30 protein-coding genes are annotated in these 26,369 nt (G+C 37.7%); 6 read left to right on the top strand and 24 right to left on the bottom strand.

Going from position 1 to position 26,369, the window contains the following annotated elements:
* Nucleotides 1-43 precede the first annotated feature (43 nt).
* From ASG38_RS17145 to ASG38_RS17130, 4 genes are all read right to left on the bottom strand, one after another.
* Nucleotides 44-352: a hypothetical protein gene (locus ASG38_RS17145; RefSeq protein ID WP_056073868.1), complete on the bottom strand. Its 309-nt coding sequence runs from the start codon at nucleotides 350-352 to the stop codon at nucleotides 44-46.
* Nucleotides 353-402: 50 nt separating this feature from the next.
* Nucleotides 403-933 carry a YceI family protein gene (locus tag ASG38_RS17140; RefSeq protein ID WP_056073866.1) on the bottom strand — a complete coding sequence of 177 codons (531 nt, stop codon included), beginning with the start codon at nucleotides 931-933 and terminating at the stop codon, nucleotides 403-405.
* A 44-nt stretch (nucleotides 934-977) separates the two neighbouring features.
* Entirely contained in the window at nucleotides 978-1,697 is a 720-nt protein-coding gene (locus tag ASG38_RS17135) for a pirin family protein (RefSeq protein ID WP_235498613.1), read from the bottom strand.
* 518 nt (nucleotides 1,698-2,215) lie between these two features.
* Nucleotides 2,216-2,797, bottom strand: coding sequence for a Crp/Fnr family transcriptional regulator (locus ASG38_RS17130; RefSeq protein ID WP_056073862.1), 582 nt, complete (start codon nucleotides 2,795-2,797; stop codon nucleotides 2,216-2,218).
* Nucleotides 2,798-2,946: 149 nt separating this feature from the next.
* On the opposite strand from ASG38_RS17130, the gene yaaA reads away from it, so the two are divergent.
* Nucleotides 2,947-3,705, top strand: coding sequence for a peroxide stress protein YaaA (gene yaaA, locus ASG38_RS17125; RefSeq protein WP_056073860.1), 759 nt, complete (start codon nucleotides 2,947-2,949; stop codon nucleotides 3,703-3,705).
* Nucleotides 3,706-4,241: 536 nt separating this feature from the next.
* Here the strand turns inward: yaaA and ASG38_RS17120 are convergent.
* The 9 genes from ASG38_RS17120 to ASG38_RS17080 all read right to left on the bottom strand — a co-directional run bounded on the left by ASG38_RS17120 (nucleotide 4,242) and on the right by ASG38_RS17080 (nucleotide 12,188).
* Nucleotides 4,242-4,589: a hypothetical protein gene (locus tag ASG38_RS17120; RefSeq protein WP_143395042.1), complete on the bottom strand. Its 348-nt coding sequence runs from the start codon at nucleotides 4,587-4,589 to the stop codon at nucleotides 4,242-4,244.
* A gap of 217 nt (nucleotides 4,590-4,806) precedes the next feature.
* On the bottom strand, nucleotides 4,807-6,393 hold the full coding sequence (locus ASG38_RS17115; protein ID WP_056073857.1) for a DHA2 family efflux MFS transporter permease subunit: 1,587 nt from the start codon (nucleotides 6,391-6,393) through the stop codon (nucleotides 4,807-4,809).
* A gap of 73 nt (nucleotides 6,394-6,466) precedes the next feature.
* Nucleotides 6,467-7,546 (bottom strand): HlyD family secretion protein, encoded by a 1,080-nt coding sequence (locus ASG38_RS17110; protein ID WP_056073856.1) that lies wholly within the window; start codon nucleotides 7,544-7,546, stop codon nucleotides 6,467-6,469.
* Nucleotides 7,547-7,557: 11 nt separating this feature from the next.
* Entirely contained in the window at nucleotides 7,558-8,901 is a 1,344-nt protein-coding gene (locus ASG38_RS17105; protein ID WP_056073855.1) for a TolC family protein, read from the bottom strand.
* On the bottom strand, nucleotides 8,891-9,517 hold the full coding sequence (locus ASG38_RS17100; protein ID WP_056073853.1) for a TetR family transcriptional regulator: 627 nt from the start codon (nucleotides 9,515-9,517) through the stop codon (nucleotides 8,891-8,893). The genes ASG38_RS17105 and ASG38_RS17100 overlap by 11 nt, the downstream gene beginning before the upstream one ends.
* 193 nt (nucleotides 9,518-9,710) lie before the next feature.
* Nucleotides 9,711-10,280: an aminodeoxychorismate/anthranilate synthase component II gene (locus ASG38_RS17095; RefSeq protein ID WP_056073851.1), complete on the bottom strand. Its 570-nt coding sequence runs from the start codon at nucleotides 10,278-10,280 to the stop codon at nucleotides 9,711-9,713.
* A gap of 206 nt (nucleotides 10,281-10,486) precedes the next feature.
* Nucleotides 10,487-11,056, bottom strand: coding sequence for a YceI family protein (locus tag ASG38_RS17090; RefSeq protein ID WP_056073849.1), 570 nt, complete (start codon nucleotides 11,054-11,056; stop codon nucleotides 10,487-10,489).
* A 28-nt stretch (nucleotides 11,057-11,084) separates the two neighbouring features.
* Nucleotides 11,085-11,717 (bottom strand): NAD(P)H-dependent oxidoreductase, encoded by a 633-nt coding sequence (locus tag ASG38_RS17085; protein WP_056073844.1) that lies wholly within the window; start codon nucleotides 11,715-11,717, stop codon nucleotides 11,085-11,087.
* A 9-nt stretch (nucleotides 11,718-11,726) separates the two neighbouring features.
* Nucleotides 11,727-12,188: a MarR family winged helix-turn-helix transcriptional regulator gene (locus ASG38_RS17080; protein WP_056073842.1), complete on the bottom strand. Its 462-nt coding sequence runs from the start codon at nucleotides 12,186-12,188 to the stop codon at nucleotides 11,727-11,729.
* A 146-nt stretch (nucleotides 12,189-12,334) separates the two neighbouring features.
* On the opposite strand from ASG38_RS17080, the gene ASG38_RS17075 reads away from it, so the two are divergent.
* The 4 genes from ASG38_RS17075 (at nucleotide 12,335) to ASG38_RS17060 (ending at nucleotide 14,458) form a co-directional block, all read left to right on the top strand.
* Nucleotides 12,335-12,862 (top strand): TlpA family protein disulfide reductase, encoded by a 528-nt coding sequence (locus ASG38_RS17075; RefSeq protein ID WP_056073841.1) that lies wholly within the window; start codon nucleotides 12,335-12,337, stop codon nucleotides 12,860-12,862.
* Between the two features lie 24 nt (nucleotides 12,863-12,886).
* Nucleotides 12,887-13,504 carry a thioredoxin family protein gene (locus tag ASG38_RS17070; RefSeq protein ID WP_056073839.1) on the top strand — a complete coding sequence of 206 codons (618 nt, stop codon included), beginning with the start codon at nucleotides 12,887-12,889 and terminating at the stop codon, nucleotides 13,502-13,504.
* A gap of 13 nt (nucleotides 13,505-13,517) precedes the next feature.
* Entirely contained in the window at nucleotides 13,518-13,832 is a 315-nt protein-coding gene (locus ASG38_RS17065; protein ID WP_082482263.1) for a rhodanese-like domain-containing protein, read from the top strand.
* A 242-nt stretch (nucleotides 13,833-14,074) separates the two neighbouring features.
* The gene (locus tag ASG38_RS17060) at nucleotides 14,075-14,458 is read left to right on the top strand and encodes a rhodanese-like domain-containing protein (RefSeq protein WP_056073834.1); all 384 of its coding nucleotides are present in this window, start codon (nucleotides 14,075-14,077) and stop codon (nucleotides 14,456-14,458) included.
* Here the strand turns inward: ASG38_RS17060 and ASG38_RS17055 are convergent, their stop codons facing one another.
* The 5 genes from ASG38_RS17055 to ASG38_RS17035 form a co-directional block, all read right to left on the bottom strand.
* On the bottom strand, nucleotides 14,459-15,280 hold the full coding sequence (locus tag ASG38_RS17055; RefSeq protein ID WP_056073832.1) for a DUF4249 domain-containing protein: 822 nt from the start codon (nucleotides 15,278-15,280) through the stop codon (nucleotides 14,459-14,461). It lies immediately after the preceding gene.
* Nucleotides 15,281-15,292: 12 nt separating this feature from the next.
* The gene (locus ASG38_RS17050; RefSeq protein WP_056073829.1) at nucleotides 15,293-17,680 is read right to left on the bottom strand and encodes a TonB-dependent receptor; all 2,388 of its coding nucleotides are present in this window, start codon (nucleotides 17,678-17,680) and stop codon (nucleotides 15,293-15,295) included.
* A gap of 158 nt (nucleotides 17,681-17,838) precedes the next feature.
* Nucleotides 17,839-19,617, bottom strand: a complete 1,779-nt coding sequence (locus tag ASG38_RS17045) for an ATP-binding protein (RefSeq protein ID WP_056073827.1) — start codon at nucleotides 19,615-19,617, stop codon at nucleotides 17,839-17,841.
* Nucleotides 19,618-19,635: 18 nt separating this feature from the next.
* Entirely contained in the window at nucleotides 19,636-20,082 is a 447-nt protein-coding gene (locus ASG38_RS17040; RefSeq protein WP_369814333.1) for a response regulator, read from the bottom strand.
* Between the two features lie 45 nt (nucleotides 20,083-20,127).
* The gene (locus ASG38_RS17035) at nucleotides 20,128-20,685 is read right to left on the bottom strand and encodes an AraC family transcriptional regulator (RefSeq protein ID WP_056073824.1); all 558 of its coding nucleotides are present in this window, start codon (nucleotides 20,683-20,685) and stop codon (nucleotides 20,128-20,130) included.
* Between the two features lie 456 nt (nucleotides 20,686-21,141).
* On the opposite strand from ASG38_RS17035, the gene ASG38_RS17030 reads away from it, so the two are divergent.
* Nucleotides 21,142-21,447, top strand: coding sequence for a hypothetical protein (locus tag ASG38_RS17030; protein WP_056073822.1), 306 nt, complete (start codon nucleotides 21,142-21,144; stop codon nucleotides 21,445-21,447).
* A gap of 82 nt (nucleotides 21,448-21,529) precedes the next feature.
* On the opposite strand, the gene ASG38_RS17025 is transcribed toward ASG38_RS17030, so the two are convergent.
* The 6 genes from ASG38_RS17025 to ASG38_RS17000 all read right to left on the bottom strand — a co-directional run bounded on the left by ASG38_RS17025 (nucleotide 21,530) and on the right by ASG38_RS17000 (nucleotide 26,346).
* Nucleotides 21,530-21,781, bottom strand: a complete 252-nt coding sequence (locus ASG38_RS17025; RefSeq protein WP_056073821.1) for a hypothetical protein — start codon at nucleotides 21,779-21,781, stop codon at nucleotides 21,530-21,532.
* A gap of 145 nt (nucleotides 21,782-21,926) precedes the next feature.
* The gene (locus ASG38_RS17020) at nucleotides 21,927-22,781 is read right to left on the bottom strand and encodes an SDR family oxidoreductase (protein WP_056073819.1); all 855 of its coding nucleotides are present in this window, start codon (nucleotides 22,779-22,781) and stop codon (nucleotides 21,927-21,929) included.
* A 141-nt stretch (nucleotides 22,782-22,922) separates the two neighbouring features.
* The gene (locus ASG38_RS17015; protein WP_056073817.1) at nucleotides 22,923-23,102 is read right to left on the bottom strand and encodes a hypothetical protein; all 180 of its coding nucleotides are present in this window, start codon (nucleotides 23,100-23,102) and stop codon (nucleotides 22,923-22,925) included.
* Nucleotides 23,103-23,116: 14 nt separating this feature from the next.
* On the bottom strand, nucleotides 23,117-23,317 hold the full coding sequence (locus ASG38_RS17010) for a hypothetical protein (RefSeq protein WP_056073815.1): 201 nt from the start codon (nucleotides 23,315-23,317) through the stop codon (nucleotides 23,117-23,119).
* A gap of 155 nt (nucleotides 23,318-23,472) precedes the next feature.
* Nucleotides 23,473-25,407: an OmpA family protein gene (locus ASG38_RS17005; protein WP_056073814.1), complete on the bottom strand. Its 1,935-nt coding sequence runs from the start codon at nucleotides 25,405-25,407 to the stop codon at nucleotides 23,473-23,475.
* A 12-nt stretch (nucleotides 25,408-25,419) separates the two neighbouring features.
* Nucleotides 25,420-26,346 carry a type IX secretion system membrane protein PorP/SprF gene (locus tag ASG38_RS17000; protein WP_056073812.1) on the bottom strand — a complete coding sequence of 309 codons (927 nt, stop codon included), beginning with the start codon at nucleotides 26,344-26,346 and terminating at the stop codon, nucleotides 25,420-25,422.
* Between the last annotated feature and the right edge of the window lie 23 nt (nucleotides 26,347-26,369).

Here is a 26,369-nt window from a genome sequence, read left to right as displayed (position 1 = left end):
GTTAATAAGCATAAAGTTAGAGAAAAATAGTGCTCCAAAAACTTTAGGCTATGTTATGATTTTCTAAAGCCATGAGAATTTCATTCGTAAGCAATCCGCTTCCGCCTCCATAATGTTGTACAATTACGCAATCCGGATTGGTGTTTCTGAAGAAAGTACGTAATTTTTCTTCGCTTTCAGGTTCAATACCACAGCCTAATAAGACAATGTGGAAATGAATGCGTTCAAACAATTCCATCGCATCCTCATCTGTTTCTGCCCCGGCGCCAAACCAATCTTCATTGTTATTGATGAGTCTTACAACAGTTCCTAATATCTCCGGGTGCCGTCCTATGTATAAAATATTTTTCATGGCTTTCGAAAAAGAAGCAAGCCTTTCAATAAAGAGAGGCTTGCAGATAATTATTGTTTGATAAATTGAAGTTCGATTTGAAGTTTTACTTCTTCACCAACCAAAACACCTCCTGTTTCCAAAGCAGAGTTCCAGTTTAGTCCCCAATCTTTTCGGTTGATTTTTCCGGAAACGGACAATCCCGTTTTGGTATTTCCCCAAGGGTCTTTTGCCAATCCTCCAAATTCAACGTCTAATGTTACAGGTTTTGTTATGCCATGTAATGTCAGGTCACCTGTTAATTTGTATTCTCCTTCATTCAGTTTTTTAAATGAAGTAGATTTGAAATTGATTTTTGGAAATTGGGAAGCGTCAAAAAAGTCGGCGCTTAGCAAATGCGAATCACGGTCTTTATTTCCCGTAGAAATAGAATCGATATCGCCTGTAAATTCAAATTGAGCGGTTTCGAAATTGTCGCCATCTGTTTCGATGGAAGCGTCAAATTTTTCAAAATTTCCGGATACGTTGGTAAACATCATGTGTTTTACTTTGAATCCGATTTCTGAGTGTGCTGTGTCAATTGACCATTTTGTTGTTGCCATAATCTTGTTTTTTAAATAGTTGTTTTTATTTTAAATATAATGAATTATAAAACCATTGGAACTTCCATCAATAAGATTTCCGCATCTTGAGAGAGTGATTCTATGGCTATTGCCGAAGTACTCCAGATTCCCAATCCGTCTCTTTCGTTCAGGCTGATATTTCCAATATTGAAATCGCCTTTGATGACAAAGGCATAAATACCATTGCCTTCTTTTTTCAGTTTGTATTCGGTCGTGATGCCTTTATCAAATTTACCCAAATGGAACCAGGCGTCCTGATGAATCCATACTCCGGCATCATCCGGATTTGGTGACAATATCTGCTGTAATTTGTTATGACGGTCTTTCTCGTCTAAAGAAATCTGGTCGTATCTTGGAGTTACATTTCTTTTGTTTGGATACACCCAAATCTGAAGGAATTTAGTCAGCCTGTCTTTGTTTTTATTGAATTCGCTGTGATAAATTCCGGTTCCGGCACTCATGACCTGAATATCGCCCTTTTTAATTACGGCAGTATTGCCCATGCTGTCCTGGTGTTCCAAATCGCCTTCCAGTGGAATTGAAATAATTTCCATATTGTCATGCGGATGTTTTCCAAAACCCATTCCGGCATCTACGCGGTCGTCATTTAAGACTCTCAATACACCAAAATGCATTCTGTCCGGATTGTGGTAATTCGCAAAACTGAAAGTATGATGTGAATCAAGCCAGCCATGATTGGCGTGTCCGCGGGTAGCTGCTTTGTGCAATACTGTATTTTCCACAATCAAAGACTCCGGATTTGGTAAATGGTTAAATCCTAGTGGTTCCAATTCCTTGATTTCGTCAATGTCATTTTTAATTACATCGCCTACGGCAGCAGAAGTGATAAACATTCCGGTGCCCATTAATCCTTTTTTTATAAAATCTTTACGGTCCATAATCAGTGCTTTTTAATTACATGACAAATTTCCGACAGAAAATTTTTGTGGGCATTGAACTAGGACAAGAAAAAATAGTTGATAGTGGAAAGTTGATAGTGGAAAGTTGATAGTGGATAGAGAATAGTTTATAAGGGATAGTTGTTAATGGATAGTTGGATGATGCATAAGTATAATATTTTGAATTTCTGATTATGTTGTGTCCGAATAGGAACATAGCCGAATTGTAATATATGTTTTATACTAAACAAACTATTCTTCTTTCAGCTGTCAAAAATCTTAAATCCAAAATCAGAAATTTCAAATCAAAAATGATCTACCCGAAGCCTAGCAACTATAAACTTTCCACTAACAACTATCAACTATTGTTTAGCTATTCTCGCCCTGATTTTACTCAGAAACTCAGGTGAGATTCCTAAATAGGAAGCAATATAATGTTGTGGAACGCGTTGCGGGATGGTAGGGTATAGTTCCAGAAATTCAAGGTATTTTTCTGTTGCAGTTTGGGAAATTGTATGAAACAGCCTGTTTTGGGTTACGGCAAGATTTCTTTGCATCAATATACGGAAGGCTCTTTCAAATCGGGGTGCTTTTGCAAAAAGTTCTTCTTTGGATTCCGGAGTAAACATTAAAAATTCACAGTCTTCCAGCGTTTCAATATATACCTGACTGGGTTTTGTTTCATAAATACTAAAGGAAATGTCACTGACCCAGGCATTTTCAATGGCAAACTGGAGTATGACTTCAAAACCGTTGGCATCAATGTAATATTTCCTGACACAGCCTTTGACTACAAACGCTTCAAAATTGCACATTTCTCCTTCATGGAGCATAATGGTTTTTTTAGGCACTTTTTTGTATTCCAGAAAAGAGTTGAATGTAGCAAATTCTTCTTCCGAAAAAGAAACATAACGGCTTATGTTAGCATTGATTTGTGTGTACAAGGCAAAGGAGTTTTGAGGTTTTACACAAATATACTAAAAAGAGACCAATTGATTTGGGATTTGGAAAATCAGGATTTGGGTATAAAAAATGACAATTGCTCTAAAATTGCTGTTCCTGATTTTGTATTTTTGAAGTCAAATATCAGAAAATGAAAATTGTTATTTCTCCAGCCAAATCATTAGATTTTGAAACCGCAGTGCCAACAGACCGACATACAGAATCGGTTTTCCTGAAAGAATCCAATACTGTTCACAAAGTATTGAAGAAGCTGAAACCCAAAAAACTTTCAGAGTTGATGGATATTTCAGAAAAACTGGCCGATTTGAACTGGCACAGAAATCAGGAATGGGCAACTCCGTTTACGTTGGAAAATTCACGTCAGGCGGTTTATGCTTTTAATGGTGATGTGTATATTGGTTTGGATGCTTATTCCTTACCATTGGAGAAATTAGATGATTTGCAGGACAAACTCCGAATTTTGTCCGGTTTATACGGTTTGCTAAAACCTTTGGATTTAATTCAGCCTTATCGTTTGGAAATGGGAACAAAGCTGCCGGTTGGAAGAAATAAAAATCTATATGAATTCTGGAAAAAGAAAATTACCAAATCACTGAATGATGAATTGAAAAAAGGGGAATTGTTTGTGAATCTTGCCAGCAACGAATATTTCGATTCGGTAGATGTGAAAACACTAAAGGTTCCTGTAATTACTCCGGAATTTAAAGACTACAAAGACGGCAAGCTCAAAATGATCAGCTTTTTTGCTAAAAAGGCAAGAGGTATGATGGTGCGTTATATTATTGATACCAATGCCGAAACCATAGACGATTTAAAAGGCTTTAATTACGAAGGCTATCAATTTGATGCCAACCTGTCTAAAGGGAATAAGTTGGTTTTTACACGATAAAGTTTTGTAAAGGTACTGAGGTTCTGAGGTACTAAGGTTCTGAGGTACTAAGATGCTAAGGTGCTAAGATAATAAGGTTCTGAGGTACTAAGCCTTCTGGAATCAGTGCAATTATTCCAATTTGTAGCTAAAATCAGAAATCAGAAATCTCAAATCCAAGATACTAAGGTTCTAAGTTTAATAAGCTCCTCGAATCTGTGTAATTATTCTAATCTGTGGCTAAAAAAAGAGGTGCTAAGATACTAAGGTTCTGAGGTACTGAGTTTAAAACCTCCTGGAATCAGTGCAATTATTCCAATCTGTAGCTAAAATCAGAAATCAGAAATCTCAAATCCAAGATACTAAGGTTCTGAGGTACTGAGTTTAAAGCCTCCTGGAATCAGTGCAATTATTCTAATCTGTAGCTAAAATCAGAAATCAGAAATCAGAAATCTCAAATCCAAGATACTAAGGTTCTAAGTTTAATAAACTCCTCGAATCTGTGTATTCTAATCTGTGGCTATAGTCTGAAATCTGAAATCTAAAATCTAAAATTATTACGATTCAACAAACTCGTTAAATTCACGAATGGCTTCGCGGGTTGTCTTGCGTTGGTTTCTTGAAAGTTCAGCTACAGCACTGACACTTTTCTTGGCACATTTTTTTATCTGGACAATTTTTTTGGAAAGTTCCTCAAGCTTTTCTGATTCCTCGAACGAAATTTTAGCCTTTATGGATTCGATAAGGTTCATGAATTCCGGAATTGCAAACCGGTTTTCCGAATAGCTTTCCTGAAGTTCTTCTAAAAGCTCATCGGTGTCCTTATTGATGTCTGTCAGGTATTCTACACTTTTTTTGCTGAATTCCTTGAATATTTTCTTTTCTTTTTTTCCGAATAGTCCCATGGTAATCATTTTAAAATTAATGCAACTATCTTAAATTCAATCAAATATATAAAATAAAAAGATTGGTTGCTTTTCTTAAAGCATTTATTTTGATGCCGGAACTAAAGTAGGCGGAAAATCATGGAAGCAAATTAAGCCGATATTAAATAAACGCTAATTAAAAAGCAGAAAGCCCCGGAATTTCCGAAGCTTTCTTAAATAATAACCTTGAAAAATATTAATGCATGGCATCTGCCGGATTAATCTTGTTTTTGCCTTTTTTGATGAGCAGGATAATTGGGATACAGCATAGGAACATAATACCGAGATATAGAAAAATATCCATATAGGATAAGACCGTTGCCTGTTTCATCACCGAAACATCCAATACCTGATAGGCCTTGTTGAGTGCTTCACTGGCGCTAAAACCTTTGGCCATGAATCCTTGTTGGAGCTGTTGCACTCTGTTTTGGACTTCCAATTTGTCTGCGCTGAGGTGAGAAACCAAATCCACACGATGGTTCTGGCTGAATCGTGTGATGAATGTTGTGATAATGGCGATACCGAAAGAACCACCCAATTGTCTCATCATTCCTGTAAAAGCAGCACCTTCACCAATCTGTTTGCCTTTTAATGTTGATAGTGCCAATGTGGTAATAGGAACAAATAATAATCCTAATCCTATTCCTCTCAATATCAACGGCCAGAACATGTGTTCTACTCCGGTATCCGGCGTAATGACATTATGCATCCAGAACGTGAAGAAAAAGAATATAAGAAATCCTACACCAACCATATAGCCCTGCGGTACACCTTTTTGGATGAGATTACCCACAATAGGCATCATGAATGCCGTGGTGATAGACCCCGGGATTAATAATAATCCGGCATCTAAGGCGGTCCAGCCTAAAACGGATTGCGTATAGATGGGCAGAATTAATGTAGAACCGTACAAACCAAATCCGAGGATAAAACACATTACGGTTCCAATCCTAAGATTACCGTCTTTTAGTACGCTCAGGTTTACAATCGGGTGTTTATAGGTGAGTTCCCTCCAAATGAACAGTATCAATCCTACAACGCTCACAATACTTAAAGTGGTAATCATTTTATCATCAAACCAATCATCCTGTTGTCCGTGCTCCAGAACAAATTGCAACGACCCGATAAACATGGCAAGTAATAAAATTCCCCACCAGTCAACCTGGCTTGCTTTTAGCTTTTCGCCATATTTAGGACTTTTGATATAGGATAAAGTCAATATGGTAGCAATGACACCCAAAGGAATATTGATATAGAATATATAAGGCCAGGAATAATTTTCTACAATATAACCTCCCAGAGGCGGTCCAAGTGTTGGCCCAACGATTACACCCAAACCATAAATAGCCTGTGCCATTCCTCGTTTTGCAACAGGATAACTTTCTGTGATGATTGTCTGTGCGGTTACCAATAACGCTCCTCCGCCAAGACCCTGAACAAACCGGAAAACGACAAGTTCCCAAATGTTGGTAGCGTTTCCGCAGAGAAATGATGAAACGGTGAATATGATGATGGACACGGCAAAATAATTCCTTCTGCCGAATTGTTGCGACAGCCAGCTGGTCATCGGGATTACGATTACGTTGGCGATAGCATAGGCTGTAATGACCCAGGCAACGTCTGTCAGCGTAGCACCAAGACTTCCCCGCATGTCTGTCAGGGCCACGTTCACGATGGTTGTATCTACAATTTCCAGCAAGGCACAAAGCACTGCGGTAATCGTAATGATAACCCTTCTGAAGCCGTATTCAACTAAGCTGTCTTCTCCTGAAGTTGCTTCCATTGTTATTTAGATTTTATATTGATGATTTCAGAAAGTGGAACCCACATCCTGAAATCATCAATAGGTAAGAGGTTTATTTTAAGTGCACATCAACGTCAACGTTCATACCCGGACGCAGATTTTTTACTTTGTCAGGTGCATTTTCCGCATCAAGAGTGATTTTAACAGGAAGCCTTTGTACGGTTTTTACGAAGTTTCCGGTAGCATTGTCCGGTGGCAATAGCGAGAAACGCGCTCCGGTTGCAGGTGAAAATGAAGTAATAGTACCTTTGAATTCATAATCAGGATAAGCATCAACATGAATGCTTACTTTTTGTCCTGCTACCATTTTACTCAATTGGGTTTCTTTAAAGTTGGCAATAACCCAGGCTTCGGTGTTGTTGATAATGTAGAACAGGGATTGTCCCGGTTGTACAAATTGTCCCGGCTGTATGTTTATTTTAGAAACCTGTCCGTCTATAGAAGCTGTAACTACGGTATAATTCAGATTCAGTTTAGCGGCATCGAGTACGGCCTGTGCCTTTTTAATATTAGCCGCAGCAATTTCTGCCTGTTTGCTGCTTACGTTAGAACGTGAAGCTGCAACCGATTTTTGATAGGTGCTGGCTCTTTGCTGTTGTTGCAAAATTTTCAATTCGCTTTCTGCCTCCAGTTTTGCAGCTTCGGCCTGTTCGAATTGCTGCTTTGTGATAGACCTGTTTTTATAAAGATTCTGATAACGGATGAAATCGTTAGTGGCTCTTGTCAACCTGATTTTGGCAGTTTCGATATTACCACCCGCAGAAGAGATGTTGGCTTCTGATATTGAAATACTAGCCAAAGCACCGCCTATGTCTGCTTTTGAAGCTTCCAGATTGCCCTGTGCTGCTATCAAAGCGGCATTAGCTTCTTCCACCTTTACCAGGTAGTCTTTGTTGTCAATTACGAAAAGAGTATCGCCTTTTTTTACAAAGTCATTGTCTTTGACATATACTTTTGTCACATAGCCTGAAACTCTTGGGATAATCGGGTTCATGTTTTTCTCAATCTGTGCATCGTCTGTCGTTTCGTGTGAAAGTGAGTGAACGTATTTGTAGATTCCGTAGGTTGCGCCAATTGCCACAAGCACAATTAGTATGTAGGTAAACTTTTTATTTGTTTTTTTCTTTTCCATCGTGAAAGAATTTAGTTTTTAGTGATGTTGAATGAATCGGTTAGTTTGCCGGAAACATTTAGCAGTTCGTAATAGCTCTGTGCAATATCTGCCTTTGAAAATGCTTCGTTTAATTTTGCCTGAAGTTCCTGTACGTCGGCTTCTAAAAGGTCGTTGGTGTCTGAAAGTCCATTATCGTATTTGTCTTTTACAATTCTGAAATTTTCTGATGCCTGTACTACGGCTTCCTGATATACTTTGTATTGTTTTAAAGAAAGGGCATAATTTTCCTGTGCATCGTGTACTTCTACTTTAATGCGGTCTGTCAGGATATCGGCAGATTGTTTGGTTTCCGAAGCCTGGCTTTTGGCCAATTTTACATCTTTACCATTTTTAAAGATGGAAGAGAGGTCATAAGAAACGCCAACTCCAAAATTGATGGCATTGTTCACTTCCAATACGTTTTTCAGGTCAAAAGCCACATAACCGCCCAGTAACGATACGGATGGATAATAATTTCCTTCGGCAGCTTTTATATTGGCCTCAGATGCCTTTTGCATCCATTGTAAGGCTCCCAAATCACTTCTGCTGGATAATGCGTCACTTTCGTTCAAAGTCGCCTCGGAGAAGCCTAATTTAGAAAAAACGGCTTCGTCTGGCAAAATCTGTGTTCCTTCCGGAAGTTTTAGCAGGTTGACCAGCTGATAATTTATTGTCGCAACGTTCTTTTTGGCATCTTCCAATGATAATTCTACGTTGGAAGATTGCAATTGTGATTTCAGTAAATCGTTTCGGGCAATCAGCCCGTTTTCTTCCATGGCGGTGAAATCTTTCACGCGTTGTTGTGAGCTTTTCAGATTTTCCTGAATCAGTTTTACAGATTGCTGTGCTTTGTAGAGGTTCACATACAGGATGATGGTGTTCATTGCCAACTGTTCTTTGGTGTTTTTGGCATTGAGCAGCTCTGCCTGGTATCTGTTCTCTGAGGCTTTTACGCTGTTTTTTAATTTGAATCCAGAAAACAGGGGCATGGATAGACTTGCCTGCCCTAAAATCAGCTGATTTACTTTTGGCGATGAAGTAGCTCCGCCTTCTGCAGGCTCTGAACCTCCCATTGAAATCTTTGAGTTGATGTTGGCCTCTGTCAATCGTTGGTACTGGCCGGAAATTTTCAGGCTAGGGTAGCGGTTGTTTTTAACGGTTTCTAATTCATACTTCGAAGTTTGGGCTTTGGTGTCTGCCAATCCAGCTTCATTGCTTTGCGTGACGGCCAGGCTAATGGCGTCATTGAGTGTCAAGGGCTTTTTTTCCTGGGCGGCAACTTCTGCAAATCCCAAAATCAAAAGCATTCCCATCAACAGTGGATTAGTTTTCATAAACTAAAAAGGCTTTAATTGTTTGCTTAATGTGATTAATTATTTCTGTTTTGATGAAATGGTCGTAAGCTTCATCTGTTTTCAGGTCGAAAAGTTCTTCATAAAAAGGCCTGTTGGTGTGGAAGTGAAAAAAAGTGCCCATTATGGTTGGCGGCAAAAGAGCCGAATTGATGTTTTTGCGGAATACTCCTTTTTCCTGTCCTTCAGAAATTATTTTTTGAAGGGAGAGCAGGTTCTGTTTTTTTACATCAGTAAAAACCTTAAAATCCATGATTCTCTTTTTTGAAGAAAATTCAAAATGGAGAATTTGGTAGAGGCATCTGTTTTTGTTTAGGCGATTAATATAAAGTTCGATAAGCTTTTCAATTTTTTCGATAGGAGTGAGGTCTTCACTAAAAAGACTTTCCAGTTTCAATCTCAAATCGGAGGTACGGAAGATGATGAGAGATTCGAGTAATTTTTCTTTGGAGCCAAAATAGTAAGATATCATTGCGATATTGATATTGGCTTTTTTTGCGATGTCGCGAATCGAAGTTCCGTCGAATCCTTTTTCTGCAAAAAGCTCTTCGGCAACCTGAAGGATTTCTAATTGTTTTTCATTGAAATCAGTCGTCATTTTATTCGTGTTTTAAAAACGAGTACAAAATTAAACAGATGTTTAAATTAAACGATTGTTTAATTATTTTTTAACTGTTTTTTAACAAAAAACGTTTGCGAAAATGACAATAGATAATTTCTATGCTGATTGTTTAATTTGTTTTAGTCCAATTGTTTGAAGTAGTTTATATAAACAATAAGATTAGTATTGGTTAATTAGAGATCCAATTTTTTAAAATTTGTTTCCCGTGTGGTGTCAGGATGGATTCCGGATGAAATTGTACGCCTCTTACATCAAAAAATTTGTGTCTGAGTGACATGATTTCTCCGTTTTCATCGACTGAAGTTACTTCCAAATCAGGACTCAAATCTGACTTTTCTACCACCCAGGAATGGTATCTCCCTACCCAAAATTCAGTCGGAATATTTCTAAAAAGCGATTCGTCGTCTACCAAAATTTTTGCTTTGGTAGCGGTTCCGTGATATACTTTTTCAAGATTTTTTAGGGTCGAACCGAAGACTTCTCCAATGGCCTGTTGCCCTAAACAGATGCCTAAAATGCTTTTTGAGGAAGCATATTCTTTGATGATTTTGTTTAATAAACCTGCTTCTGAAGGCAATCCCGGACCCGGAGAAAGTAGGATTTTGTCGTAGTTTTTGACTTCTTCAAGCTCAATTTCATCGTTTCTTAGCACCGTAACTTTACAGTCTAACGCCTCTAAATAATGAACCAGATTGTAAGTGAAGCTATCGTAATTGTCTACTACAAGTATGTTTTTCATGGGATGTTTTATTGTTATGACAGGGCAAAGTTACGGAAGTTTTTGGCTGTAAATGTACTGCGAAAAGGATAGCAGCGGCATCCTTTTGTGGAATGTAATGGAACAAAAGATAGAGCGGATAGCCTGACCCGGAGGGATTCGCCCAAAAGAAAAATCCCTGTCAGGTTAGTTCTGACAGGGATTTGGGAAAAATAATTGTTTTGGAATTAGAATTTCAAATCTACATTCAATTCGAATTCGTCGTAGATTGCTTTGTCTCCTAAGCCGTCAAAGAAGCTTCCAGAACCGTATTTAATACCGTATTTTGTTCTGTCTACTTTAAGAGCAGCTGTTGCGTTATTTTTGTTAACTGTAATCTCAAATTTCACAGGATTTGTAACGTCTTTGATAGTCAAATCTGCTGTTACAGTGTAAACATTAGCTGATTTTTTACCGATTGATTTGAAAACCAATTTAGCTGTTGGATATTTTTCTGTACCAAAGAAATCGTCAGCTTTTAAGTGTCCGTCCAGTTTTTCTTTACCTTGCCCTGCCTTTAGGTCAGTAGTTGAGATAGAGTTCATGTCTACTGTAAAGTTTCCACCAACCAATTTGTTGCTTTTGAAGATAAGAACACCACTGCTTAGGTCAATTGTACCTTCGTGCTGTCCTGTTACTTTTTTACCAACCCAGTTGATTTTGCTAGCTTTAACATCAACTTTTTTCTCCTGAGCTGTTGCTGAGAATGATCCGACTGCTACTAAAAGAGCGATTGCAATAGTTTTGAAATTTTTCATTGTTTTTAAATTTGAATTTAGGTTATTATTATAAATTGATAAATAGTTCTTCGTTAGATTTTCTTACTTTTTTAAAGTGCTGCGTTGCATCTTCTTCATGACGATAGCCTAAAGTTGCTATGAGTGAAGTGTTTAATCCCAATTTGTCAAGTCCAAGGATTTCGTTTACTTTTTCAGCTTCAAAACCTTCCATTGGAGTGGCATCGATTTTTAATTCGGCAGCAGCGCTCAAAAGATTTGCCAGGGCGATATAGGTCTGCTTTGAAGTCCAGTGGTTTCTTGTTTCTACTGGAAGTGTCGAGATTTTTGATTTCATGAAATCCACATAACCCTGGATGCTTTCTGCAGGAATTCCTCTTGTTGCAACAATGTTGTCAGCAAAAGAATCAATTCCGGCATCGCCAAAGTTAGTTTCATTTGCAAAAATAATCAGGTGCGAAGCGTCAACTATTTGTGACTGACCCCATGCAGCCGGTTGTATTTTTGCTCTTAATTCCGGATTTTCAACAATCAGGACTTTGTATGGCTGAAGTCCGTAGGAAGAGGCGCTTAATCGTATCGCTTCTTTTAATTTTTCAAGGTCTTCGTTTGAGATTTTTTTGGAGGCATCGAATTTTTTAGTTGCATATCTCCAGTTAAGGTTATTTATGATAGTACTCATTTTTATTATTTATTGATTAATTGTTCTGAATTTTTCGAGTAGGTAGTTGAGCTGTTCCAATTCTTCTGCCGTAAGGTTTTGGGATAGGGCAGATTCGTGATATTCTACTTTTGGATTGAGTTCTGCCAGTAGTTCCAGGCCTTTTTCGGTTATGGCTATTTCCATCTTTCTCCTGTTGTCCGGGCAGATTTCACGGGTAACCAACTCTTTTAAAAGTAATTTGTCGACCAGTCGTGTCGTGTTGCTGGTTTTGGCAATCATTCGTTCCTGAATTACACACATGTTGGTCGGCTTTCCATTCTGTCCTTTCAGGATTCGCAAGACATTAAATTGCTCCGGCGATAAATCGTAAGCTTTTAAAATCTCATTGAATCGTTCTGACAAGACGTTTTGCGTATACATAATGTTCAGCACCGTTCTTTTGCCGATTGCCATAGGAGAGGTTGTTTTTATGATTTCTTCTATTTTCATTATTGTAATTACAAAATTTGTATGTACAAATGTAGTATTATTTTTAATTGTATATACAAATGTCGATTAAATTTTTGTTAAAATAATTATCTAATGTGTAGAATGCTTATTTTTATTGGGTTTAAAGAATAAATACTTTTTTATAAATGAAGAAAATTATCTCTCTGGGCATCGTTTTTTTACTTCTTTCCTGTAAAAATGATGAGAAAAAAGAGGCTGTTGCCGTGCCAAAACCGCTAAAAACATATACGCAGGATGGTATTTCTGTCGATTCGTATAGTTTTTTAGGATTGGAACCTTACTTAAAAAGGAATAATGATACGACTTATGTGGTTAATTTTTGGGCTACGTGGTGTGTTCCTTGCGTGGAAGAATTGCCACATTTTGAAAAGTTGAATGCAGAATATAAAGACAAAAAAGTAAAAGTGCTTTTGGTGAGTATTGATTTTCCTAAAATGGCGGAAACCAAACTACTGCCTTTTATAAAAACACATAATCTTAAATCGGAAGTTTTGTTGCTGAATGACCCGGATGCAAACAACTGGATTAATAAGGTAGATTCTACCTGGAGTGGTGCGATTCCGGCTACGCTAATTTATAAAGGTAACAAACGCCGTTTTTATGAAAAGAGTTTTTCATTTGATGAACTTGAAAATGAAGTGAAACAATTTTAAAAGAAAACTATAAACAATCCTACTATGAAAACAATTAAAATTTTTGCTTTTGTATTGCTTGCCGGACTGGTAAGTGCTTTTACTTATAAAAATATGGATGCCGCAGCGGGCTATAAGGTTGGCGATATTGCGACTGATTTTAGCCTAAAGAATATCGATAACAAGAAAGTGTCTCTTAAAGATTTCAAAGATGCCAAGGGATATATCGTGATTTTTACCTGTAATCACTGTCCGTATGCTCAGGCTTATGAGGACAGAATTATTGCGTTGGACAAAAAATATAAAAAACAGGGTTATCCGGTAATTGCAATCAATCCGAACAATCCGGAAAAACAAAAAGATGATAGTTTTGACCTGATGAAAGTGCGTGCTAAAGAAAAAGGCTTTACATTTCCGTATCTGTTAGATGAAGGACAAAAAATTTATCCTCAATATGGTGCTACAAAAACACCTCATGTTTATATCTTACAGAAAACATCAAAAGGAAACCAGGTGAAATATATTGGTGCCATTGATGACAATTATGGAGATGAAAAGGCAGTAAAACAAAAATATGTAGAAAATGCGGTAGACGCTCTTTTAAAGAACAAGGAAGTTGCAGTAAAAGAAACCAAGGCTATCGGATGTTCTATTAAAGCATAACTTAAATACAATGATGAATATAACACAAGAACAATGGTGGTCACAGGCACAGGAAGATGAAAATGCTGTGATTCTTGACGTACGAACTGAAGACGAATGCAACAGAGGAATGATTCCCGGAGCCAAAAATATAGATATCTATAAAGGTCAGGGATTTATTTATGAAGTGGAGGAGTTGGATAAAACTAAAAATTATTATGTCTATTGTCAGGCCGGAATGCGAAGTGCCAAAGCCTGCAGTGTGATGGAACAGTTAGGTTTTGCCACTACTTACAATCTTGTAGGCGGCATGTCAGAATGGGATGGCCCCGTTGTTTTACCGGAATAAAAAAAGGAGCAATTGCTCCTTTTTTTATGACCGTATGGATTTTGGATTTGAGATTTATGATTTTGGATTTTAGCCACAGATTAGAATAATTATGCAGATTTAGAAGCCTATTAAACTTAGCATCTCATAACCTTTGTACCTTAGTGTCTTAGTACCTCAGAGCCTTAGCATCTTAGAACCTCAGAATCTTAATAGCTCTTTTATAAAAAATAAATTACTTTTATGTCCTAAAAATTTAAAACATGAAAACTTTATATTCTTTCTTATTTGTCCTGATTAGTTTTGTTTCCTGTCAATCGCAGAATAAATCTCCTGAATTGATTGCTCCTGAGGCTTTTTCCAAAAGAATTGAAAAAGGAAATGTGCAATTGGTAGATGTCAGAACTCCAAAAGAGTACAAGCAGGGCCATTTGAAAGGTGCTAAAAATGTTCACCTTTACGACCAGGATTTTACAGACCGAATCAACAAATTAGATAAAACAAAACCTGTTTACGTGTACTGCAAGGCTGGCGGAAGAAGCGCAGAAGCAGTTGAAATTATGCAGGCTCAAGGTTTTAAGAACATTATAGAGCTCAAAGGAGGAACCGATTCCTGGACAGAAACCGGCCTACCTCTGGAGCAATAATTATTGTATGGTATAAATCAGTTCGGTTCTTTCAGATACTCTGAAGTAGCCTAATGCATAATTGTTTTTGTCGGTTTGGTTGACAATATTTCCTCTTACGTTGGCCGGAGTTGTCTGGAAAGGACCGCCTCCGGCTCCTTCTGCAATGCCTATCAGGATGTACATATAGTTATAGTAGCGTTCTGAAATTCCCAAAAGAGAAATTTTAAGCTGGTCTCCGGGTTTGAAATCTTCGTGTGTGAAAAGCCCGAACATTTCATTACCCTGAAAGAACTTATCGTCAAGTACGTCATAATCAGGATAGGGAAGACGGCTGGTTTCAAACTTGCTTAGATAGAAGTTGTCTTCCTGACCATTGTCGTTATAGAAAAATTTGACTTCGATTTCATCGTTTGAAAATCCACCTTCATTATTCTGTTCTGTTCTGGTAATATCGGGCACCGCAGTCATTTTTTCGGTTGCCGTATAGGTCTGGCCATTGTGAACAACAGTCAGGACATAGGTTTCACCAATTACGGCCTGGAAATCAGAACAGATATATTCTCCTGTGCCCGGAGTTTCTGTAAAAGTGAAAATCGTGTTGCTGCTGTTTGTAACAAAGACGGTAGCATTGGACACCACTGGAATTACATTTTGGAAATAGCCGGTGGTGGTGGTCAGTTTTATTTTTTGGGTTGTGCCGTCTGTTCCTTTGACCCAGTCTATTGAAGCGTCAATGACAAGTCGGGGAGGTGCCGTTTTAAGGTCTACATCTACTACTTCTTCGCAGCTAAAGCAAAGAACTGACAGGAAAAGCAGGGCTATATATTTTATATTTTTCATGATGGTATCGTATTAGAATTTGAAATTATAGGTAACGCTTGGAATAAAACCGAAGATAGAAAGTCTTACAGCCTCATTTCTTCCGGTATCTTCATTTTGCCTGAATGTCATAGAGGCAGAGTTCATACGGTTGTAAAGGTTGTAGATACTGAAAACCCATTCTCCCTGCCATCCTTTTTTCTTATCCGGTTTTGGGATATACGTTGCAGAAACGTCCAGGTGATGGTAGGCAGGAAGCCTGTCTTCGTTTCTGGCACCATAGCTGGGAACGATTACTCCGCCATATTCATATTGTCCGTTAGGATAAGTAACAGGCTGTCCGGATTGCAAAGCGAAAGTACTTCCGAAAGACCATTTTTCGGTCAGTTTATAGGATGCTGTAACGGCCAGGTTATGCGTTTTGTCATAGCCTGTGCTGTACCATTTTCCGTTATTGATTCCGGTTTCAAGAGCGGTTCTTCCCGGTGTCTGCTGTTCTGAGCGGGATAGTGTATAGGAAATCCATCCGTTTAGTTTGCCGGAGTTTTTACGTAATAATACCTCCAATCCGTATGACCTCGACCTGCCGTTTAAGATTACCTGTTCGATAGCCTTGTTGGCAATAAGGTCTGCGCCATCAATATAGTCGATTCTGTTTTTGACTTTTTTATAATAGATTTCGGTTTCCAATGTATAGTCATCATTATGGAAATTTCTGAAATAACCTAAGGCTACCTGGTCTAAAAGCTGCGGCTTGATAAAATTATCGCTTGGAGCCCATACGTCTAACGGAGTAGGTGATGCTGTATTGGAAACCAGATGAATGTACTGGCTCATACGGTTGTAGCTCGCCTTTATGGATTGGTTGTCATCCAGTTGGTAGGATACGGCCAATCGCGGCTCAAGATTGTCGAATGAGGCAATTGTTTTGCCGCTTCCAAAATGTTCTGTCCCAATAGGCTTGCCTTTTTCATAAATTTGAAGTTCCGGGTTAAAGGTAACAGCTTCGTTATTGGCATAAATATTCATGTCCTGTTGTCCCATTCTGTAGAACATGCTGTAACGGAAACCGTAGTTTATACTGAGTTTATCGGTTATTTCCTGTTCAGCATCTACATATAAGGCCGGTTCCAGGGCATATTTTTTGTCTAATTGCTCGCGGTTGATTCCGGATGAAGCACCTGTTGGCGATACGGTTCCCGGATTAAAATCATAGTAAACCGCGTTCAGACCATACGTCATTTTGTATCGGTCGCTAATATAATGCTTGAAATCGTATTTAATATTGTAGTTCTTAATACCGGAATCCCAGTTCAGTCCGGCAACATCCAACTTAAGTCCATAATAGTAATCACTGTAAATCATAGACAGGTTGGAGAAAAGTTTTTCTGAATACAAATGGTTCCATCTCAGGTTCAGGACCGCGTTTCCATAAACATTGTTGAACTGGTCGCCAATGTCAAAAACGTCTCTCCCAAAATAACCGGACAGAAACAGGCTATTGTTTTCATTAAGCTTGTAGCTTAGTTTTGTATTCAGGTCATAAAAATAGGCACTGTTTTTATTGTCTGTTAATTTTAGGAACAGGTGTGCATACGAACTTCTTCCGGCTACAAGGAAAGAGCCTTTTCCCTTTTCGAGAGGGCCCTCAGCCAAAAGTCGGCTCGAAATCACACCAATACCGCCATTCATGTGAAATTCGTTGCTGTTTCCTTCTTTTTGGTAGATGTCTAAAACAGAAGAAACACGACCTCCAAAGCGGGAAGGAATGCCTCCTTTGTAAAGTTTAAGGTCTTTGATAGCATCTGAATTGAAAACAGAAAAGAAGCCAAACAGGTGAGAGGAGTTGTAAAGGAGTGCTTCATCCAGAAGAATAAGGTTCTGGTCTGCGGCACCTCCACGCACATTAAAGCCGGAAGCTCCTTCACCAGCATTGGTAACACCAGGAAGCTGGAGAATGGATTTTAAAATGTCTGTTTCACCCATAACTGCCGGCATTTTTTTAATTTCCTGAATGGTAAGCTTGTTGACACTCATTTCAGGTTTTTTGATGTTGGCAATGTTTTTTCTTTCGGTAATTACGATTTCTTCAAGATTTTGCGTAGAACTTTCCAAGCTGATGTTTTTTCGAAGATTCTGTTGCAATGAAATTTTTTCTTCCGAAGTCTGGAAACCCATATAGCTAACCTGTAGTGTATAGTCTCCTTTTGGGATGGATAAAGAAAAGAAACCGTATTCGTTTGTGGTAGTGCCTGATTGAAGTTCAGGGATGTAAATGCTAACTCCAATAAGAGTTTCATTGTTTTGCGAATTGACAATAGTACCGCTTATGGTGACTTTGTCCTGGGCTTTCGCCCAACTTCCGATGAGGAAGAGCAGAATTAGTAAAGGAACGTGTGTTTTTTGATTTTTTTGATTCATGATTTATTTGTTAATGTTCTTGTGAGAAAATTCACTTTCCTGTAAACGTCTATTTTTAAGAATTATTTTACAAAAACAGATTTTAACGTTTTACAACAATAGGACGACAAATAAATCGGATTGTTACATTATTTAACTTTAAGAAATAATTATGTTATTTAAGGAAGGTAGATTGTGAAAGTAGAGCCAATTTCAGGATTTCCTTCCGCCTTGATGTATCCTTTATGGTTTTCTATAATTTTTTTGCAGATGGCAAGCCCTATTCCCGTACCATTATAATTAATGTCGGTTTCCAGGCGTTTGAACAGCATAAAGATTTTTTCTGAAAATTCCTGTCTGAAACCAATGCCATTATCAGTTATGGTTATTTTATGGTATTTTTTGCCAAAGAGTTCGATGTCGTTTATTTTCTCACCGGCTTTAATTTTTTCAGTTCTGATTTTGATAACGGGAGGAACATCTTTTTTACTGTATTTCAGTGAATTTGAGATGAGGTTGACAAAAAGCTGATGTATCTGGAAAGGAATGGCGTTTATTTTTGGCAGATTGCCTATTTCCACAGTAGCGTTTTTTTCTTCAATATTGACGTTGAGTTCCAGCAATACATCCGCAAGAAGCTTGTTAAGGCTGGTTTTGACAAAAACCTTGTCGTCTTTCATGGTCTTGGAATAATCAACAAGGTCCATCATCAGGTTCTGCATCCTGTTTGCAGAATTTTTGATTTTTAAAAAATAGTCTTTGCCCTTTTCTGATATGGTTTCTGTTTCTGATTCTTCAATTCTGGAAATAAACATTTGTATTTTTCGCAAAGGTTCCTGAAGGTCATGGCTGACAATCTGGTTAAACGATTCCAGTTCGGCATTTATGGCAATGAGTGTCTTGTTTTTTTCTTCCAAAGCCAGCTTGATGGTATATTCTTCTGTGATGTCATTGCTTACGCCAATCTTGACAAGCTCTCCTTTAGTGTTGTATGTGAAATCGCCTGTTGAACTGATATACCGTATTTGGCCGTCCTTGCGTATGATTCTGTAAATCATTGAAGTTGGCGTATGGTTTTTCATGGATTCCTCATGCTGCTTCATAGTTTCTTCGTAATCATCCGGATGGATATACGGCGTTACGTTTTCGACTTTGGAGTCAAAAGCATTGGGTTCCTCACCTAATATTCTGTAAAAATTGTCGGAATAAAAGAATTTGCCGGTGTGCATATTGATTTTCCAGTGGCTTATTCCGGCTACTTTTTCGGCGTTGTCTGATACCTGATTCACAAATTTGAGTTCTTCGTTCAGTTTACGTACTTTTTGGAAGTCAATATTGATTTTGTTTAGTGAAAAAAGGAGGATGACCAGAGTCAGGATGGTAAGTGAAAAGGCCGTAATTGTTGATGTTTCAATATCATAACGGTGATTGATATTGTGTATTTTTAGTTTGGTAACTTCCTGTTCAATGAGTTCGTATATTTTTTCCTGAAGTTCTTTTGTTTGCCTGTTTCCTTCTAATAATTTGGCATTCAGCAATGCCGAATCAATAGGCTGGGCACTCGAAATTGCCAAAGTTTCATCAAAAAGAGCCAGCCTTTTTTGTAGGATGTCATCAATATTCTCGATGTTTTTCAAATCCTGTTTGCTTGAAAAGTTGTCTTTCAATAATGACAGGCTTTTGAATATTTTTCTTTTTGTTGTAAGATTATTGTTATAAAATGCTGAATCTTTTGTAATGATATAGCTTCGCATTTCATTTTCTCTCTGGATGACTTCAGAGATAATTTTTTCCAGCTCAAACTGCTTTTTGTTAGAAGTAGAGATAAGGTCTACAGACTGATTGAGACTTTTCATCTGGACATGAAACACTATGGCAACACTGATAACCAAAATAAATGATACCCCCTGGGCGGTTCTGTAAATCAGAGTAGGGGTTAATAATTCTTTTAATTTCATGTCTGTTGGTTTTGGCCTTTAGATGCTGAAAAAGAAAGTGTCTTTGTTTAATCCGGACGTGTGGAATTGCCAGTTGATATTGACAACTTCTTTAAGTACTTTTTTCAGATTTCCAAAATCGTTGGGCTTTTTGATATAAATGTTCGCGCCTCCAACAAAAGTCTCTTCTATATCCTTATCTGAAGATGAGGTTGAATAAATAGCAATAGACATATCCTTAAACTTAGGATTCTGGCGAATTTCCCTAAGGCATTCATTGCCGCTTTTGCTGGGCATGTTCAAATCCAGAAATAATATGTGTGGTAATAGCGTATCTGGTTGTTCGAGATAATCCATTAATTCACTTCCGTTCTTAAAGACCGTCAGGTTGTTATTGATTTTTAGTTCCTTTATGGCGTCGTTAAAAAAGTTGCGGTCGTCTTCATCATCATCTGCAAGCATAATGTTTATAGACTGGTCTTTAATCATATTTAGGGGGATTTTGATAGCTCAAATATAAGTTTTTATTTATTATTCTTTAGTCATGCTGCGTCTTTTATCGACAATCCTTTTGAACATGGATGGTGTCAGACCGGTGGTTTTTTTGAATTGTCCTGAAAGGTGTGCTACACTGCTGTAGTTGAGTTTATAGGATACCTCGGTTAGGGTGAGTCCGTCTTCAATTATCAGTTTTTTTGCCCTCTCTATTTTCTGCATAATAATATAGTTCTCAATGGAAGTATAGGTATGTTCCGAAAATATATTGGAAATGTAGCCGTAGCTCAGGTTGAGCTTGTCGGAGAGATAAGAAGAAATGGTTGAAGTTGGCAATTTGTCCTTTTCATATACCATTTCTATAATAGTATCTTTTATCTTTTGAATGAGCTGGCTTTTTTGGTTGTCCAACAACTCAATACCGTATTTTTTTAAGGCTTCTCTTAATTCGTTATACGTTTCTTCGGGGATAGATTCTTTGAATTCTATTTCGCCGAGGTCAAGAAGCTGATACTGGATGCCAAATTTTTCAAGCTGTTCCTGCATGATTATCCTGCAGGCCTGATTGATGTCGTATTTGATATATAGTTTCATGTAGTAGCTGTGGTTAGGACAATAAATTTATTAAAAAATGTTCTAAATCCTATAGCTTTTTGCCGACTAATCATCAGAATGTTTAATTGTTTTTAGTTTTAAGCTATATTTCAACAACTTGCATAAATAAAAAAGGAGCATTTTTTTCAAAATACTCCATTTCATTTGGCTGAATCAGTATAGCAATTTTTCCCCCTTTGATGATTAATTCTCAGTTGTTACCATCTTTTCAAATGTATTTATTTTAACAGGGAAATAATTACATCATTTTTATTTTTATTTACATTATTATAAAATCATGTGTTGAAATATATCGGACTTTATGTAGAGTTGTTCAAATATTTTTATGTTGTAAGACTTTCTTAAAATTATGTAAAAATTTTTGTTAACAAAGTTTTTAAATTTGACAAAAGGTTTTCTCCAACGAAGGAAAAAGTCCAACTAAAAAGCAAAATCATGAAAATAGTTTCTTTGTTATTATCGATTTTTGTTTTTGGAATCGCGGCTTATTTTTTTGTCACTGATTTTAGAAATTCTTTCGAACTGAATTATATTATTTATATGTTGCTGCTATTGATACTGATGTCTATCTGTGTAGTAGGAGTAATGATAAACATACCTTTGCTGATTCGCGAAAAACGTAAAATGAATGTTTTTCTGTATCATAGCTTTTCTAAAAAGTATGCGGCTAATTCAAGACGCATCCGATTGAAAAAGCATAATTATTTTAAAAAGGAACCCAACTACCAGGATACTTTTTAGATTTACTGAAGCTAGCTAAATTGAAAACGGCTTATACCCATAGCATAAGCCGTTTTTATTTTTATATAGAAGAACCGTTTAATTATAAAACGGCATTTTTAAGTTTTGAAGCTTCGTAATGTTTTTTGCTTACGGTTTTTTCTTCTCCTTTTGGCAAGGTGCTTAACGATTCCCGTTCTCTTTTTCGATATCCTTTGTGAAACATTCTGTCTTCCATGTCTGATGCTTTTTCGCACATGGAATCCCAGGCGCCGGTTCTTTTCAGGATTAATCTGGCAACAGCCACTGCGGCTACACCGGCTGCAATTCCTAGTAATACATTTTTGGTTTTCATGGTGTGAAGTTTATAGGTTAATTTAATAGTTATATCAAAGCCTTTTGAGGCATCATTTTGTGATTTGTCACAATTAAATTTACAAACTTTAAAAATGGTTATGTACTAATGATTTTATAAAATTTGTAAAAAATAAGAAGAAATGTCAACCTCCAACAATTTCACCCCCATTAATATGTATAATCTGTCCGGTGATATAGCTGGCATCCTGGCTGGCTAAAAAGACATAGGCTGGAGCTACCTCACTGGGTTGTCCGGCTCTTTTCATTGGGGTGTCTTTTCCAAATTTTTTGACTTCCTTTTCATCAAATGTAGACGGAATTAATGGTGTCCAGATTGGTCCCGGTGCCACTCCGTTTACGCGTATGCCTTTATCGGCAAGCATGCCGGAGGCAGACCTTGTAAATGATACAATTGAACCTTTTGTGCTGGAATAATCCAGAAGATGCGGACTACCCCTGTAGGCAGTTACTGAGGTCGTATTGATAATACAATCCCCTTTTTTTAAATGTTTTATGGCTTCAAACGTGGTATAGAAAAAAGGGTAGATGTTGGTTTCGAAAGTTTCTAACATTTGCTTGCTGTCAATTTCCTCTATTTCTTCTTTCGGGAATTGTACTGCGGCATTGTTTACCAGTATGTTTAATGAACCGAACTTGCTGATGGTTTTCTGAACGATACTTTTACAAAAGGATTCCTTTTTCAAATCACCTTTTAAGAGAAGGCATTCCCTGCCTTCTTTCAGTATCATTTTTTTAGTGTCTTCTGCATCTTTTGTTTCACTGTAATAAGCGATGGCAATATTGGCTCCCTCTCTTGCGAAATGTACGGCCACGCTTCTTCCTATACCGCTGTCGCCACCTGTTATTAAAGCGGTTTTGCCTTTTAGCTTGTTGCTTCCGGTATAGTTTTTCTGTATAATTTCGGGTTCGGGAAACATTTTATATTCCTTACCGGGCGGTGATTGTTGTTGAGCTGGAAAAGAATCTGGCTTTTTCATGATGTAAGAAATTGAAATTGGTTGTAGGTAGAAAAAATAAAATCCCTGCTTATATTTTTATATAGCAGGGATTTCAGAAATAAATAATCCCCAAAATTAAATAATTGATTGTTTAATCAATTACCTGTAGAGTTTGCAATATTAGAAGTCATCATCATCCGGATAGCCTTCAGGCAAACCTTCATTGCTGTCTGTCAGGCAAACCATTGGTGGCTTGAAAAATCCTAAAAGCCAATCCGGCAATTTGGATTTCAAGTTAATGGTACCATTGTCAGACCCAAGATTTAAATGGTGGCTGTCTTTGTTTTGATTATCTTCCATGATTTCTTTGATTATTAAGGCATAGGTGTTTTTGTTGTATCAGCAGGAACAGTGGTTGTATCCGGCATGGCTGGTGCTGTTGGTTCCTCAACGGTAGTAGTATCTACCATGTCAACATCTACATTATTTTCTGTCGTTTTTTCTTTGCAGGAAGTAATGAAGCCTAACAGGATGACTGATGTTCCTAAAAATAATTTGCTCGCTAAACTTTTCATAATCCGTTTTTTAAGGTTTCTATATCTCAAATTTCTTCCTTTTATCAAGAAAATGTATTATAGAATTAACAGAAAAAGTTATATGATGTGTTTAAAATGAGAAAGGACTGCTTTTTTACGGCAGTCCTAACGCAATCAAGATTCCCCAAAAAAATCTACTTTTCAATAACGATAAAGTCGGAGCGTCTGTTGGCCAGGTGCTCGGCCTCGGTGCATTTCACACCGTTTTTGCATTTATTTGTCAATCGGCTTTCACCATATCCAATCGCACTTTCGATTCTGGACGGGTCAATTCCTTTTGACAATATATAGGTTTGTGTTGATTTTGCTCTGGCATCAGAGAGTTTCATGTTGTAGGCATCTTTTCCTCTGGAGTCCGTATGCGATTCAATCTTGATTTTAATTTTCGGAAATTTAGACATGGCAAAGACCACTTTATCCAGTTCGGCAGCAGCCTGTGGCGTGATATCGGATTTGTCGTAGTCAAAGAAAATAGGATTGATGTCTATTTTTTCCTTGTTGCCATCAACAATAACAATGTCATCATATTTGGTCAGTTCAAAATTCACATCCTTAATTTCGGCACCATTGACTTTTTTGCTTTCGATTTCTTTTTCTTCGGTACTATGTCCCGTTTTTGAGGCTGAAACCTTGACTTTCATGTTGCACGGCACGGTTAATTTGTAAGTCCCGTCTGCAGCAGTAGTCGTTTCGGCAATCTTATCGCCAAACAGGTCTGAAACTTTTACACTGGCATCACCAATAACAGACTTGCTTTTTGAATTGATTACTTTTCCTGTAATCATTTGGTTGCAAGGCGCTTTTTCTTTTGTGAAATAGTAAATGTCGTCATCGCCTTTTCCCTGCGCACGGTTTGAAGAAAAATAGCCATAGGTGTCTTTTGGGTCTACGATATAGGCGAAATCATCGTTGTTACTGTTGATAGGAGCACCTAAATTTCGGGGTTCTGAAAACGTACGGTCTTCTTTGAACCGGCTTTCGTAAATGTCAAGTCCACCCCAGCCAAAATGACCATCGGAAGCAAAATACAGCATTCCATTTGTAAAAGAAGGAAACATATCATTACCAACGGTGTTGATTTCCGGTCCCAGGTTTTTTGGTGGGCCAATAGTTCCGTCATCGGCAATTTGGCAGACATATAAATCAGAACCGCCATAACCGCCCGGCATATCGGAAGCAAAGAAAAGCCATTTTCCATCTTCACTTATGGCAGGATGTCCAACAGAATATTTTTTACTGTTGAAGAAAATATCCTGCGGAGCGTTCAATTTACCATCACTAATTGTACCTTTTACAATCTTGAAATTGTTGGTGCCTTCCTCGTCATTGACAAGTTTCTTTTTCCGAACAATATTTGTAGAGTAGTATACCGTTTTAAGGTCGGGTGCAAAAGCTACTGTCGCCTCATGATACTTTGTCATGGCATTCGGAAGAAACAGCGTTTCGTTGAACAAACTGCCGTTGGACGTATTTCTTTCTGCCACATACAGGTTCAGGAAAGGCTGCTTGTTCCAATTATAGAGTTTTTCCTTGAATTTTGTGGTGTCTTTGCTAGAGGAATACACAATTTTATCTCCGAAAAATGCAGTTCCGAAATCGGATTTATCCGTATTGATTTCCAGATTTCGGATGGTATACAAAGGCTTTTCTTTAGCCAGGCTATCCATCTGCTTTTTTAAACGGTTATAGCTTGCAATCCTTTTCTGGTCGCCTTTTCCGGCCAGATATTCTTTGGTCACTTTATCGGCTTTCTCATAATCTAAAACACCTTTTAGAGATTCCACATACCGAAGCAGATATTCGTCCGGCATGCTTGTGCCTTGTATGTCGTATAGCTTTTGATACCATTTTAAGGCATTTCGTTTGTCATCGATATAATAGAAGGAATCTCCGGCATTTTTCAGTGCTTGTGTTGACGGCGACTTTTCTTTTTCAAGATATTCTTCATAAGCTTTTGAAGCATCTACATAAGAAAATTCCTTGAAAAGCTTGTTGGCCTTTTTTAATTTGCTTTGTCCGTTTACCGAAGCAATGCTAAGGCACAGGAGTAGTAGGAATATATTTTTCATGAGCTTATTTTTTTAGAAGAATCGTTGTGATTTGATTTGACTTGTTTTTCTGGACAATTGATAGCGCAGGATGATTTCATGGGAACCGTCGTTATACTTGTTAAGGTCGGTTGTGGTGTAATCATAAGAGTACCCCACGAAAAAGTCTTTTGAAATCTGGAAACCAAGCAATGCGCTTACAGAATCATCCCAGCGGTATCCGGCACCCAGGGTGAATTTTTCCTGAATCAGGAAATTAGCCGAAACGTCTACCGAGATTGGTGCTCCGCTGACTCCTTTTGCCAAAACTGCCGGCTTGAATTTGAAATTGTCTGAAAAATTAAACACATAACCTCCTGTCAAATAGTAATGAAGTCTTTCGATTTGTATGGATTCCTGTATGTCATCATAATAATCGCCTTTGATAAAACTTGGAACCGAAGCGCCAATATACCAGTTGTCTGAATACAGATAGGCACCTGCACCAATTGATGGCGTTATCTTATTATTGATATTGCTGTTTAATAACACATCAGAACCATCATAGAATCTTCCTTTTGACCAGTCTACATTCAGAACCCTTGCTCCGGCTTTTATTCCCAAAGCCAATCGGGTATTATAGCTAAACATTAGGGTGTAGGAGAAGTTTCCATCAAGATAGATTTCATTGGAAGGGCCAAGGTTGTCATTAACTGCCGTAAAACCCAGACCAATCCTGTCATTTGTCAGCGGACTGTGGAGTGTGAACGCCTGTGTAGAAGGAGCGCCATCTATTCCTACCCATTGCGAGCGATGCAACAGGACCGCTTCAAGCGTTCCTGTTGAACCCGCATAACCAGGGTTTATTGTCAGAGGATTATACATATACTGCGTATATCCAGGGTCTTGTTGTGCATTTGCTTTTATCGAAATCAGGATAAAAAGAAATACTAAGCTGATTTTGTATATAGTGATTTTCATACTCTTGCTGTTTTAAATTGAAA

This window comes from Flavobacterium sp. Leaf359 (assembly GCF_001423985.1).
In the GTDB taxonomy this organism is placed as follows: Bacteria; Bacteroidota; Bacteroidia; order Flavobacteriales; family Flavobacteriaceae; genus Flavobacterium; species Flavobacterium lindanitolerans.
Note: the sequence above shows the minus strand (reverse complement) of the source record. Positions and strands in the feature narration are given on the sequence as shown.